This window comes from Streptomyces sp. NPDC002276, from assembly GCF_053891435.1.
Genome location: NZ_JBSFCQ010000003.1, coordinates 728647 through 741157, shown reverse-complemented (window position 1 = coordinate 741157; position 12511 = coordinate 728647). Strand labels below are relative to the sequence as shown.

General features: G+C 70.6%; 12 protein-coding genes. 7 read left to right on the top strand and 5 right to left on the bottom strand.

The window, feature by feature from the left end:
* Position 1: 1 nt before the first annotated feature.
* Complete coding sequence (locus ACWIHT_RS12050) at positions 2-946, bottom strand: hypothetical protein (RefSeq protein WP_456167063.1); 945 nt, start codon at positions 944-946, stop codon at positions 2-4.
* Between the two features lie 80 nt (positions 947-1026).
* Between ACWIHT_RS12050 and ACWIHT_RS12045 the strand changes: the two genes are divergently transcribed.
* Both ACWIHT_RS12045 and ACWIHT_RS12040 read left to right on the top strand, forming a co-directional pair.
* A complete protein-coding gene (locus ACWIHT_RS12045) occupies positions 1027-1221 on the top strand; it encodes a DUF3046 domain-containing protein (RefSeq protein ID WP_456167061.1) in 195 nt (64 codons plus the stop codon).
* A 164-nt stretch (positions 1222-1385) separates the two neighbouring features.
* Positions 1386-2744: an AI-2E family transporter gene (locus ACWIHT_RS12040; protein ID WP_456167121.1), complete on the top strand. Its 1359-nt coding sequence runs from the start codon at positions 1386-1388 to the stop codon at positions 2742-2744.
* Positions 2745-2780: 36 nt separating this feature from the next.
* Here ACWIHT_RS12040 and ACWIHT_RS12035 read toward each other — a convergent pair whose 3' ends face one another.
* Positions 2781-3539, bottom strand: a complete 759-nt coding sequence (locus tag ACWIHT_RS12035; protein WP_456167059.1) for a hypothetical protein — start codon at positions 3537-3539, stop codon at positions 2781-2783.
* A gap of 168 nt (positions 3540-3707) precedes the next feature.
* The gene (locus tag ACWIHT_RS12030; protein ID WP_456167057.1) at positions 3708-4274 is read right to left on the bottom strand and encodes an SMI1/KNR4 family protein; all 567 of its coding nucleotides are present in this window, start codon (positions 4272-4274) and stop codon (positions 3708-3710) included.
* A gap of 284 nt (positions 4275-4558) precedes the next feature.
* Here ACWIHT_RS12030 and recA point away from each other — a divergent pair, with 284 nt between their 5' ends.
* The 5 genes from recA to ACWIHT_RS12005 all read left to right on the top strand — a co-directional run bounded on the left by recA (position 4559) and on the right by ACWIHT_RS12005 (position 11528).
* Positions 4559-5689 (top strand): recombinase RecA, encoded by a 1131-nt coding sequence (gene recA, locus ACWIHT_RS12025; protein ID WP_456167055.1) that lies wholly within the window; start codon positions 4559-4561, stop codon positions 5687-5689.
* 3 nt (positions 5690-5692) lie between these two features.
* A complete protein-coding gene (gene recX / locus ACWIHT_RS12020; RefSeq protein WP_456167053.1) occupies positions 5693-6712 on the top strand; it encodes a recombination regulator RecX in 1020 nt (339 codons plus the stop codon).
* 230 nt (positions 6713-6942) lie between these two features.
* Complete coding sequence (locus ACWIHT_RS12015; RefSeq protein WP_456167051.1) at positions 6943-7683, top strand: ArsR/SmtB family transcription factor; 741 nt, start codon at positions 6943-6945, stop codon at positions 7681-7683.
* On the top strand, positions 7680-10349 hold the full coding sequence (locus ACWIHT_RS12010; protein ID WP_456167049.1) for an ABC transporter permease: 2670 nt from the start codon (positions 7680-7682) through the stop codon (positions 10347-10349). Before ACWIHT_RS12015 ends, ACWIHT_RS12010 begins: the two co-directional genes overlap by 4 nt.
* A 216-nt stretch (positions 10350-10565) precedes the next feature.
* Positions 10566-11528, top strand: coding sequence for a sugar ABC transporter substrate-binding protein (locus ACWIHT_RS12005; RefSeq protein WP_456167047.1), 963 nt, complete (start codon positions 10566-10568; stop codon positions 11526-11528).
* Between the two features lie 41 nt (positions 11529-11569).
* Here ACWIHT_RS12005 and ACWIHT_RS12000 read toward each other — a convergent pair whose 3' ends face one another.
* Together ACWIHT_RS12000 and ACWIHT_RS11995 are read right to left on the bottom strand one after the other, a co-directional pair.
* On the bottom strand, positions 11570-11971 hold the full coding sequence (locus ACWIHT_RS12000; protein WP_456167045.1) for a rhodanese-like domain-containing protein: 402 nt from the start codon (positions 11969-11971) through the stop codon (positions 11570-11572).
* Positions 11968-12507 carry a cysteine dioxygenase gene (locus ACWIHT_RS11995; protein ID WP_456167043.1) on the bottom strand — a complete coding sequence of 180 codons (540 nt, stop codon included), beginning with the start codon at positions 12505-12507 and terminating at the stop codon, positions 11968-11970. The genes ACWIHT_RS12000 and ACWIHT_RS11995 overlap by 4 nt, the downstream gene beginning before the upstream one ends.
* Between the last annotated feature and the right edge of the window lie 4 nt (positions 12508-12511).

Below are 12511 nucleotides of genomic sequence, written 5' to 3'. Positions count from 1 at the left end.
GTCAGCCGACGGAGCGGCCGTACGCCTTCAGGGTGCGCAGCGCCTGGATCGTCACCATGGGGCGTGCCTCCAGGGCGATGCCCGGCGCCCACTGACGCCAGCGGATGGGCCAGCCGCCGTCCTCCCGCTGACCGGCCGACAGATGGTCCAGGGAGCGGGCCATCTCGTCGTCCGTGAACCACGCGCGCGCGAGGGAACTCGGCGTCTTCGCGTAGTCGTACGGGAAGTGGTGCTCGCCCGGCGCGTATCCGGGGGCGACCGGGTAGGCCTCCAGGTGGTCCGGGTCCAGGGCGGCGAGACGATGCTCACGCACCAGGCGGCCGAGCCGGTCGGCGGCGGCCTCCGCGCGCGGGCGGTCGGGCGCCGAGTCCAGGAAGGCGACGGCGGCCTCGATCTCGTAGGGGTGCGACTTCTCCAGGGAGTCCACGGCCTGCCAGCAGAAGTCGGTGGCCCGGAACAGCCAGGCGTGCCACACCTCGTTGCGGTGCAGGAGGCCCACCACCGGCCCGGTGGCGAGGAGTTCACTGGGCGGGTCGTCCACGATCGGCACGAACGGCGCCGTCGGATAGCCGCGCTGGCCGGGAAGGATCGTCGGCAGGGCGCCGTCGGCGGTGGAGACCGAGGTCAGATAGCGGCACACGCGTTCCACCCGCTGCCCGCCGCAGCGCCCGATGGAGTCCAGGACGCGAAGAGCGTGACCGGTGTGCAGCGGCTGGCTCACCGGGCCGCGCAGATCGGGTTCCAGCGCGTGCCCGTACCCGCCGTCCTCGTTGCGGTACGCGTCCAGGGCCGTCTCCACCGGATCGGGTTCGCCGTTGAGGAAGTGGTACGCGAAGAGGCGCTGCTCCAGCACGCGCGCGGTGAGCCAGACGAAGTGCTCGCCGCGGAAGAGCGGGGAGTGCGCCGGGGGCGTCGGGGGGAGTGGGGAAGCTCCTGTTTCGGCCATGCGTCAGACCGTAGGACGGAAAGCGGTCTCGGCAGGCGGTCCCGGCCCGGGCCCACTCTCAGGGGCGGGATACTGGCGTCATGCGGTTGACGGTCTTCTGGCAGCGGATGACGGAGCACTTCGGCGCGGGATACGCCGAGAGCTTCGCGCGCGATCACGTGATGACGGAACTCGGCGGGCGGACGGTGGACGAGGCGCTGGACGCGGGCTGGGAGGCCAAGGACGTGTGGCGCGTGGTCTGCGCGGTCATGAACGTTCCGCGGGAAAGTCGCTGATCGGTCACGAAGATCGACGGCGGTGACCGGTTGTCAGTGGCGTAGGCGAGACTTGGCCCGTGGCATCCACTGACGAGAGCGGGCACGACGCCCCGCAGGCACCCCCGTTCGGTACGACGCCGCCGACCCGGCCCCCGGCCGACGGCGCCGCGCCGGGTACCGGCATGCCACGCTGGCTGCCGCGCGCCATGGTGCTGGCGCTCGCGCTCGTCGCCGTGTTCCAGCTGGGCAGTTGGGCCTTCCACCAGCTCATCGGACTGCTGATCAACATCCTCATCGCGTTCTTCCTGGCCCTCGCCATCGAGCCCGCGGTGAGCCGGATGTCCGCCCACGGCATGCGTCGGGGGCTGGCCACCTTCCTGGTCTTCCTCGGGCTGCTGATCGTGAGCGCCGGGTTCGTCACCCTGCTCGGCTCGATGCTCGCCGGCCAGATCATCAAGATGATCGAGGACTTCCCGGACTACCTCGACTCCGTCATCAACTGGGTCAACGGCCACTTCCACACCGACCTGAGACGGGTCGACATCCAGGAGGGGCTGCTCCACTCCGACTGGCTGCGCAAGTACGTGCAGAACAGCGCCACCGGCGTGCTGGACGTGTCCACACAGGTCCTCGGCGGCCTCTTCAAGCTGCTGACGATCGGCCTGTTCTCGTTCTACTTCGCCGCCGACGGGCCGCGACTGCGGCGCGCCCTGTGCTCCGTGCTGCCGCCCGCCCGGCAGGCCGAGGTGCTGCGCGCATGGGAGATCGCCGTCGACAAGACCGGCGGCTACATATACTCCCGCGGTCTGATGGCGCTGGTCTCCGGAGTGGCGCACTACATCCTGCTGCAGGCGCTGGGCATCCCGTACGCGCCCGTGCTCGCCGTCTGGGTGGGACTGGTCTCCCAGTTCATCCCGACCATCGGCACGTATCTCGCGGGCGCCCTGCCCATGTTGATCGCCTTCACCGTGGACCCCTGGTACGCCCTGTGGGTGCTGATCTTCGTCGTGGTCTACCAGCAGTTCGAGAACTACATGCTGCAGCCCAAACTGACCGCGAAGACCGTCGACATCCACCCCGCGGTCGCCTTCGGCTCGGTCATCGCGGGCACCGCGCTCCTGGGTGCGGTGGGCGCGCTGATCTCCATTCCGGCCGTGGCCACGCTTCAGGCGTTCCTCGGGGCGTACGTGAAGCGGTACGCGGTCACGGACGATCCCCGGGTCCAGGGGCACCGGAGGACCCGCGGGTCCGGAGGGCCCGGCTTGCTGACGCGGGTGGGAAGGCTGTGGGAACGGCGGCCGGGAGCGACGGAGGCGACAGAACACACGGCGGCCGACTCCACCGGGACAGCCCGTTCCGGGGCGACCGGGTCCGAGGCAGCCGACTCCGGACCTGATGATTCTGGACCGGGTGATTCTGAGGCGACCGACTCCGGGGCGACTGATGCCAGGGCGGCCGACTCCGGCCCCGGGAACTCCGGCCCCGGGAACTCCGGGCCGACCGACCCCCACCCGAGGGACTCCGGAGAAGGCTCCTCCTGAGGGATGACCCCGCGCGAGCCCCAGGGGGCATCGAGGTCAGTATGTGAGCGCGGCCCACGCTCCGGCTCCGGCCACCGCGAGGGCGTAGCAGCCGACGGCCACCGCCACGGTCCGCAGCCGTACCGTCTCGCTCCAGGACGTGCGGGACAGCAGCCAGGCCAGGGCCGGCAGGACCAGGACGGCGTGCAGGCTCACCCCGTGCAACGGCTTGAGCGGGGCCGTCGAGTGGTAGGCGGCCTCCTGGTGACCGGTCCGGGCGAGGACGACCCCGCGCGCGATCATCGCGGCGCCCGAGGCCAGCGCGACGAGCAGGATCGCGAACCCGGAACGCACCGCGAGCGCCATCCCCGCGGGACCCGTCGGCCGGTGCCGGAAGGACGCCACCGCGAACACGGTGAGCAGTACCACGAGGACACCGCCGCCCACCGCGAGCGTCATGGACACCGCCGTGTCGAAGGGCGTCTCCATGTCGAGGTGCGACGGCACCCGGCGCCACGCCTGAAGGGTGATGCCGCCGACCTCCACCACACAGTCGGCGGCGAACACGACGAGCAGCACGGTGCGCGACCGGGCCCCGACACGTAGATACGACGTCACCCAGGTGACCGCGATCAGCGTCGCCCCGAAGGAGAGCCCGAACGTGACGGGCTTGCGCCAGGAGACGGGCCCGTACCAGGGGCCGCCGTCGACCGCGAACACCACCAGGTGCACCAACCCGGAGAGGATCAGCAGGGCACCGGTCGCATGGCAGAGGCGCTCGGCGGGGCGTAGGTGGCTCTTCAGGGCCCGAGTCATGGCCCGAGCCTCGCGGGAAGCCGCCGCGCAGTCGTCGTACGACCGAAGACACCAGCCGTACGCCGACGGAAGTAGGGCTCCCTGGGGCGTGGCTACGAGTTCCCACCTTCGGTCGGCCGAGGCTGCTGGTTCGGCTCGGGCTCGGGTGGCGAGCCTGTAGGACTGGCTTCACGACTCGTGAACAAGGCCACGTTGCAGCCACTCGGTGTACCAGGCCCGGAAACCGGGGTTCACCGGGACGAAGCCGCCCCAGTCAGGGTCGATCTGCCAGACCTCGCCCTTTCGCGGGCCGTTCAGGATCAGCCGGATGTAGATGCCGCAGCCCTCTTCGGCCAGCATGAGCGTGCCCCGGGTCAGCCCACAGGCCGATGGGCCGATGCGGCCGGGCAGGGGTTCGGTGAGGGGAAACGGCTCGGCAAGTCGGCCCGGCAGCCGGTCTTCTTTCCACTCGTCGTCCACGGCCCACCCCTCGTCGGCCTCCGCGCGGGGGGCGGTCAACGGCATCAACCCGTGGCCGGGACCGGCGGGCCCGTTGCCCACCTCCGTAACGAAGGACCGGTACTGCGCCGGCAGATCGATGGCATGGGCTTCCTCGAAGGCTCTGATCTCCGCCTCCGGCAGCGCCGGTGCAAGCTCGTACCGGTGTGTATCCGCCCCGAAGCGCGACCGCTCCTGGTCCCGTGCGGCCATCTCCCGTATCCGGGCACGTACGCCGCCCTCGTCCCAGCTCTTCATCCGGCGACCGTAGCAATGACGTCGGCGACACGAACTCGCCCTCATCGGGGTTCGACGGCGCAGGACACAGATGACGTGAGTGCCGCGTGGTGCGCTTGACACAAAAATCGAACATCCATTCTCATGGAAGCTCCGGCGAGGCCATGACGGGCATTTCGGCAGGCTTTTGATGGTGAAGTGCCCGAGTTATCCACAGGCCGGACGGGCGTCGGGGCGCATTGTCAGTGGCAGGCGTTAGCGTCTTTGACGTGAAGCGATCGACTCAAGCAAACCGGGTGGAACCCATGGCAGGAACCGACCGCGAGAAGGCGTTGGACGCCGCACTCGCACAGATTGAACGGCAATTCGGCAAGGGCGCGGTGATGCGCCTGGGCGAGCGGCCGAACGAGCCCATCGAGGTCATCCCCACCGGGTCGACCGCACTCGACGTCGCCCTCGGTGTCGGCGGCCTGCCGCGCGGCCGAGTGGTGGAGGTCTACGGCCCGGAGTCCTCCGGCAAGACGACCCTGACCCTGCACGCGGTGGCGAACGCCCAGCGGGCCGGCGGCCAGGTCGCGTTCGTGGACGCGGAGCACGCCCTCGACCCCGAGTACGCGAAGAAGCTCGGCGTCGACATCGACAACCTGATCCTGTCCCAGCCGGACAACGGCGAGCAGGCCCTGGAGATCGTGGACATGCTGGTCCGCTCCGGCGCCCTCGACCTCATCGTCATCGACTCCGTCGCGGCGCTCGTCCCGCGCGCGGAGATCGAGGGCGAGATGGGTGACAGCCACGTCGGTCTGCAGGCCCGTCTGATGAGCCAGGCGCTCCGCAAGATCACAGGCGCGCTCCACCAGTCCGGGACCACCGCCATCTTCATCAACCAGCTCCGCGAGAAGATCGGCGTGATGTTCGGCTCCCCGGAGACCACGACCGGTGGCCGCGCGCTGAAGTTCTACGCCTCGGTGCGACTCGACATCCGCCGCATCGAGACCCTGAAGGACGGCACGGACGCGGTCGGCAACCGCACCCGCGTCAAGGTCGTCAAGAACAAGGTCGCCCCGCCCTTCAAGCAGGCCGAGTTCGACATCCTCTACGGCCACGGCATCAGCCGCGAGGGCGGCCTGATCGACATGGGCGTGGAGAACGGCTTCGTCCGCAAGGCCGGCGCCTGGTACACGTACGAGGGCGACCAGCTCGGCCAGGGCAAGGAGAACGCGCGCAACTTCCTGAAGGACAACCCCGACCTGGCCAACGAGATCGAGAAGAAGATCCTGGAGAAGCTGGGCGTGGGCGTCCGTCCGGAGAAGCCCACCGCCGAGTCGGTCACGGACGCGGCGGTTCCCACCGCCACGGACGACGCCGCCAAGGCGGTGCCCGCTCCGGCGACCGCGGCCAAGACCACCAAGGCCAAGGCCACGGCAGCCAAGAGCTGACCCGTGACACGACGAACGGACTGGGCCGACTACGCGTATCCCGGCGCCCCGCAGGGGCGCGGGGGAGGCGGTGACGGCCAGGCCTACGGTGCGGACGGCGTACCGGAGGAGCCGTACGGCATGGACGGGCCGTACGGCGACGAGTCGGGCGGTGGCTGGTCTGCCGACGGTTTCGACGGTGAGGCCGGTCCGCCTTTCGGCGGCTCGGAACCCGGCGACGGTCCGGCGGGCACCGGTCGGCTTTTCAGAAGCTCGGCGCCTGGCGGCACTTCGCCCGGCGGCGAGCCCGCTGACGACGGTGCACCCGGCCGCGGTTCGCGCCGCAGCCGCGGAGCGCGCGGCGGAGGCGACGGGGATCGCTCAGGGGAAGGCAGTTCACGGGAGGGTGGCTCACGCGGGGGTACGGCGCGTGGTGACGGCGCACGCGGCAGGCGTGGGCGCCGTGGCCGCGGCTTCGGAGAGTCGTCCGGAGAGAACGGGGGTGACTTCTCCTCGTCGAGGGCCGAGAAGGAGGAGCCGCCGACAGACCCGGCCGAGCGGGCGCGGGGCATCTGTCTGCGCCTGCTCACCGGGAACCCGCGCACCCGCAAGCAACTCGCGGACGCCCTGCGCAAGCGGGAGATCCCGGACGAGGTCGCGGACGAAGTGCTGTCGCGGTTCGAGGAGGTCGGACTGATCAACGACGGTGCGTTCGCGGACGCCTGGGTGGAGTCCCGGCACCACGGCCGGGGACTGGCGCGACGCGCGCTCGCCCAGGAGCTGCGCACCAAGGGTGTCGACTCCACGCTGATCGACGAGGCCGTCTCCCAGCTCGACTCCGAGCAGGAAGAGGCGACGGCACGCGAACTGGTGGACCGCAAACTGCGGTCAACCCAGGGCCTCGACCGCGACAAGAGGCTACGACGCCTCGCGGGCATGCTGGCCCGCAAGGGCTACTCCCAGGGCATGGCCCTCAGGGTGGTCCGCCAGGCGCTGGAAGAAGAGGGCGAGGACACGGAGTTCCTCGGGGACGAGGGGTACTGATCCGGGTTCCGGTCAGGGTTCTTATCCGGGCTCTTATCCGGGTTCCCCTCTGGGTTCCTGGCCGGTTCCGGCTTCTCGGTGGTGCACACGGCCTGAACACGGTGGACGCGCGGGGGCGCCGACCGCGTTCAGGCGCGCACCGGCCGATGCCTCAGGTAGGGCTAACCCCCCGTTGAAGACGCCGGATTGCCACAGTGCACAGACACCTGTGCACAAACGACTGTGTACGCATGGCACAGGAACCCCGCATACCTGGCGCGGAGACACCCACCGAACAGACCTCGCCGACACCCGCGCCGGTCGAACTCTCCGACCTCGCCACGCTGAAGGCGCTCGCGCAGCCCCGTCGACAGCGCATGCTCCAGCACCTCACCCTGCACGGCCCCGCGACCTCGGCCACACTCGCCCGCGCACTGGGCCTGAACACCGGCTCCACCAGCTACCACCTGCGTGAACTCGCCCGCTACGGCTTCGTCGAGGAGACGGGGCCGGGGCCGGAGCCGGGGCCAGGGCGTGCATCCGACCACGGCCATGGTCGCGAGCGCTGGTGGCGGGCCGTTCCCGGTGACCGTCGCTTTCCGCCGCGCAGCCGCCAGAGCAGCGAGATGCGGCACGTCATGGACGAGCTCAACCACCATGCGTACGCCGCCGATCTGGAACTCTTCGAGCAGTTCCAGCGGGACGCCACCGAGACCGGGCCGTGGGCGGACGCCGTCCCCTACTCGCGCGGCACGATCCGGCTGACGCTGCCCGAACTCGGGGCGTTCTTCGAGGAGTACATCGCCCTCCTCAACCGCTACAAGCGCCCCGAAGCCGAGACACCGGCCGACGCCCGCACCGTACTCACCCGATTCCTCGCCTTCCCGGCCCCCCTCGCTGAAGCCGAGCCCGAAACCGAAAGCGCCCTTGCGCCCCTCGCCGGGCCCGAGGCCGATCCGGCGTGCGACGGAAAAGAGACCGAGCCCTCATGATGCTGCGCTACGCCCTCCGTTCAGTCCGCGCCCGCAAGGCCGGTTTCCTCGGCGCCTTTCTCTCGCTGATGTGCGCGGCTGCCCTCATCACAGCCTGCGGCACTCTCCTCGACACCGGCCTGCGCGGCACCATCCGCACCGAGCGCTACGCGGCGAGCCCCGTCGTGGTCTCCGCCGATCAGAACGTTCACCGGACCACCGCCAAACACAAGAAGGGCAAGACCAAGGTCAAGCACAAGGCGAAACCGATCGCCGAGCGCGCCTGGCTCCCCGAGAACCTGGAAACCACGCTCGCACGCACCCCGGGCGTCGCCCGTGTCATCCCCGAACTGACCTTCCTGGCCCAGCCGTTGACACCCCTCGGCACCGGCGACCGGACCGCCTACGGGCACGCCTGGGACTCCGCCGCGTTGACGCCGTACCGCCTCGTCGCCGGGAGCGCTCCGCGAGCCGCCACCGATCTCGTCATCGACCGCGACTTCGCCCTGCGGGCCCGACTCCGGCCCGGCGACCGGCTAACCGTCCAGTCCACACAGGCCCCGCGCGCCTACCGGATCACCGGAATCGCCGCTCCCGCCACGCCCGTACGCCATCAGACGTCACTCTTCTTCTCCGCGGGCGAGGCCCGCCGTCTGGCCGCGCACCCCGGGCAGGTCACCGCGTTCGGAGTGCTCCCGGCCAAGGGCACAAGCGCGAATCGGCTGCGGCAGGCCATCACCACAACCCTCCACCGGGCCACCGAACTCCCCTCACCCCCGGGCACCACAACCTCACCCGGCTCCACCGTTCAGGTCACCACCGGCGACGCCCGTGGCCCCGTCGAGTTCCTGGACGCCGCCACGGCCAGGACCAGGCTGGTCAGCATCGGCGGTGCCATGGGCGGCACTTCGTTGCTCGTGGCGGTTCTCGTGGTTGTCGGCACCTTCGTGCTCTCCGTCCAGCAGCGTCACCGCGAACTCGCCCTGCTCCGCGCCGTGGCCGCCACCTCCGGCCAGATCCGCCGACTCCTCGGCCGCGAGGCCCTGATCGTCGGCACGGTCGCCGGTGTGGTGGGCGCGCTGATCGGGCTTCCGCTCGGCACTTGGCTCTACGACAGGTTCGTCGCCCTGGGTGCTGTCCCGGCCACCCTTCAGCACACCACCGGCGTCGTCCCGCCGCTGGCCGCTCTCGTCGCGACCGCTCTCGGCGCCTGGACCGCCGCCCGGGTCGCCTCCCGCCGTATCTCCCGGATCCGCCCGGCCCAGGCGCTGGCCGAGGCCGAACCAGGAGCAGGGACAGGAGCGGGAGCGGGAGCCGAACCAGGAGCCGAAGCCGAGGCCAAGTCCGCGCGCACCCGTCTCACGACACGCACCCGTCTCACGACACGCGCCGGACTCACCCGCGGTCGTCTCCTCGCCGGACTCGTCCTTCTCGCGGGCGGGGTCGTACTGGTCGCCGTGCTCAGCAAGCTGCGCACCGAGCCTGCCTCAACACCCGTGACCTTCCTGGCCGTTGTGGTCCTGTCCACCTCCGTCGCTCTCCTCGGGCCGCTCCTCGTCAAGGTGGCCGTCCTCGTCCTGCGCGGTCCGCTCCGGCGCAGCGGCCCGACCGGCCGACTGGCCACCGCCAACCTGCGTGGCAACGCCGTTCGCATGGCCTCCGTCGTCACCCCCCTCACCCTGCTGATCGGCATGACCTGCACCGTTCTGTTCGTCCAGCCCACCCTCGGCGACGCCGCGCGTGCCCAGGCCCGCGAAGGTGTCCGTGCCGACTGGGTCGTCGCCTCCCAGGGACCCGGTGTCCCCGCCGAGGCCGCACGCCAACTCCGCGCGCGGCACGACATCGTCACCGAAGTCGTCCGTACGACCGTCCGTGTGGGCCTCGACAAATACGTGGCCCAAGGCGTCACACCCGCCGGACTCACCCGCACCTGGGACCCGGACGTCACCGCCGGATCGCTCGCCGGACTCACCGAGCACACCGCTGCCGTGAGCGAACTGGCCTCGGACCAGCTGCACTTGAAGCCCGGTGGCACCCTGAAGCTCACGCTCGGCGACGGCACGCCCGCCACGCTCACCGTCGTCGCCGTCTATGCCAGGGGTCTCGGCTTCGGCGATCTCACCCTCGCGCACGATCTCGTCGCCCGGCATGTCGACAACCCGCTCGCCTCCTCCGTCCTCGTCAGCACGCCCCGTACACAGACACAACTCGCGACTACCCTCCGTGAGTTCCCGGGCATCCGTGTTCTCGCGCCGGCCGCCGCCGACTCGCTCCAGGTGCGGCGGCAGCAGGCGAACGCCGAGGTCAACTACCTGGTCATGGGCCTTGTCCTGGCCTTCACGGCCATCGCCGTGGTCAACACGCTCGCCATGTCGGTCGCCGAGCGGGTCCGGGAGTTCGCGCTGCTGCGGCTCGCGGGGGCGACCCGCCGTCAGGTGCTGCGGATGCTGCGGATCGAGGCGCTGTCGGTGGTGCTGCTCGCCACGGCGCTCGGCAGCGGTGTCGCCCTCGCCGTCCTGACCGCGTTCAGCATCGGGATGACAGGCCGGGCCGCACCGGCGGTCACCCCTCTCGTGTACGTCACGGTGGTGACGGTCGGCGCGGCGCTCGCGCTCGTCGCCACGGCCCTGCCGGGGCGGGCGGCGCTCCGGGTGCGGGCGGTGACGGTGGCGACGGCGAGGGAGTAGCCACTGGGTGTCGCCCCCTGTTTCCCGGTCGCCGGGGATACGTGTTGCGCATGCTTAGTGTGCGCTCCGTGAAGGGTTCGCGGGTTTGGTGCGGGAGTAGCTTCTGCTGCCGTCACTCCCCGGCCCTCCCGCCTGCTGAGCCGCGGTCAGGCCCGCCTGAGCGGCTTCAGGCCGTTCCATCGGCCGATCCTTGGCATGTCATGAAAGGCGGCCCCCTTGTTCCTGCCCGCGCACCACCGAAGATCGCTGGTGGCCTCCCTGGCCGGTGTCGGCCTCTTACTGAGTGGCTGCGGTCTTGAATCGAGTGCCGCGCCCGCCGACGACGGGCCGATCACGCTCGGGTTCGTCAACGGCGGCAGTACGGAGTTCCACACCTGTCTGCAGGAGTCGATCGCGAACACGGCCAAGAGCAACTTCGCGAGGCTCGTCACGGCCAACTCGCATCAGGACGCCGCGCAGGAACTCTCCAACATCCAGGCCATGATCGCGCGCCATGTCGACGCGATCATCGTGCAGACCGTCAACACCGACGCGCTCAAGAGCGACATCGCCAAGGCCGGGACGGCGCACATTCCGATCTTCCTGACCTCGGTCAGCGCCGATCCGTCCGACATCCTCGGAGCCGTCGTCGTCGACCTGAAGGCGGTGGGCAAGCTCGACGCCGACTGGATCGAGGACGACGCCGCCGGCCGCGACGTGCAGGTGGCGGTCATCGCGGGTGCGCCGGGCGCCGCCTCCGACCTGCTCGTCGGCGGATTCACCAAGGGACTGCCGGCGAACGCGAAGGTGGTCGCGAACCAGCCCGCAATGTTCGTCGCCGTGAAGGCGAAGGTCGTCGCCGCGGGCATGATCAAGGCGCATCCTGGTCTGGACTACGCCTTCGTCGCCAACGAGGAGATGGCGTTCGCCGCCCGCGAGGCGTTCGACGCCGCCGGCGGCAAGAAGGTCAAGATCGTGACGGTCAACGGCACCGACGAGGCACTCGCCGCCCTCAAGGACGGCCGCTTCGCCGCCACCGTCTCCAACTCGGCCAAGGACACCGGTGAACTGGCCGTCACCAACGTCATCAGCCTTCTCCGTAAGGAGGAGGTGGAGAAGATCGCCACGACCCAGGCGCGCCTGGTCACGAAGGCCAACGCGGACACCGCCCCGCTCTACTGCCCCTCCGACGGACTGTGAGCCGAGGCGGGAGTCGGACTGTCACGTCGTAGACACTGTGTCTATGACGTGACAGGCAGTCCCGCCGCTTTCCAGGCCTGGAAGCCGCCGACCAGGTCCGTCGCGCGGTGCAGGCCCAGTCGGTGCAGGGACGCGGCGGCCAGGCTGGAGGCGTAGCCCTCGTTGCAGATCACCACGACGCGCAGGTCGTGGCCGGTGGCCTCGGGGACGCGGTGGCTGCCTTGGGGGTCGAGGCGCCACTCCAGTTCGTTGCGCTCGACGACCAGGGCGCCGGGGACGAGACCGTCCCGCTCGCGCAGGGCCGCGTAGCGGATGTCGACCAGGAGGGCCGTACCGTCGCGGGCGGCGTCGTAGGCCTCCCTGGCCTCGATCCGCTGATAGTCCGCGCGGACCCGCTCCAGCAACTCGTCTATGCCGGGCGGCTGTTCGCGTACGGCACTCACTGCCAGTCCTCCGGGCGCTCGACCTGCTCCAGGCGCAGTACCGGGCCGGTGCGGCTGTAGCGGCGGATCTGCGGCAGCGGCGGGTAGTAGGCGTGGACGGAGATCGCGTGCTCTTCGGTGGACTCGTTGAGCACCTCGTGGACATGGTGGTGGCCGAAGGCGCGGCCCTTGCCGGTCGGCAGCCGCCGCTCGCGGTCCACGCCCTCCTCCAGTTCGAGGGTCTTCCAGCCGTGGCTCGGGAGCCGCGCGGCGAGCGAGTTCTCCTTGAGCTCGCCGGCGGCGGTGAGGAAGGCGCCCACCGAGTCGGCGTGGTCGTGCCAGCCCGTTCCGCTGCCGGGCGGCCAGCCGATCAGCCAGGCCTCGCTGCCGCCGGGCCCTTCGAGCCGCACCCAGGTACGGCCCTCGGGGTCGAGCGGGAGCGAGGCGATGAGCTCGGCGTCGGCGGCCGTACGCCGTACGAAGTCGAGCAGGTCCGCCTGCGTCGGGGCCGGGGCGGGTGCGGCGGGGGACGCCGAGGCAGAGGGGGAGACAGACACGTGT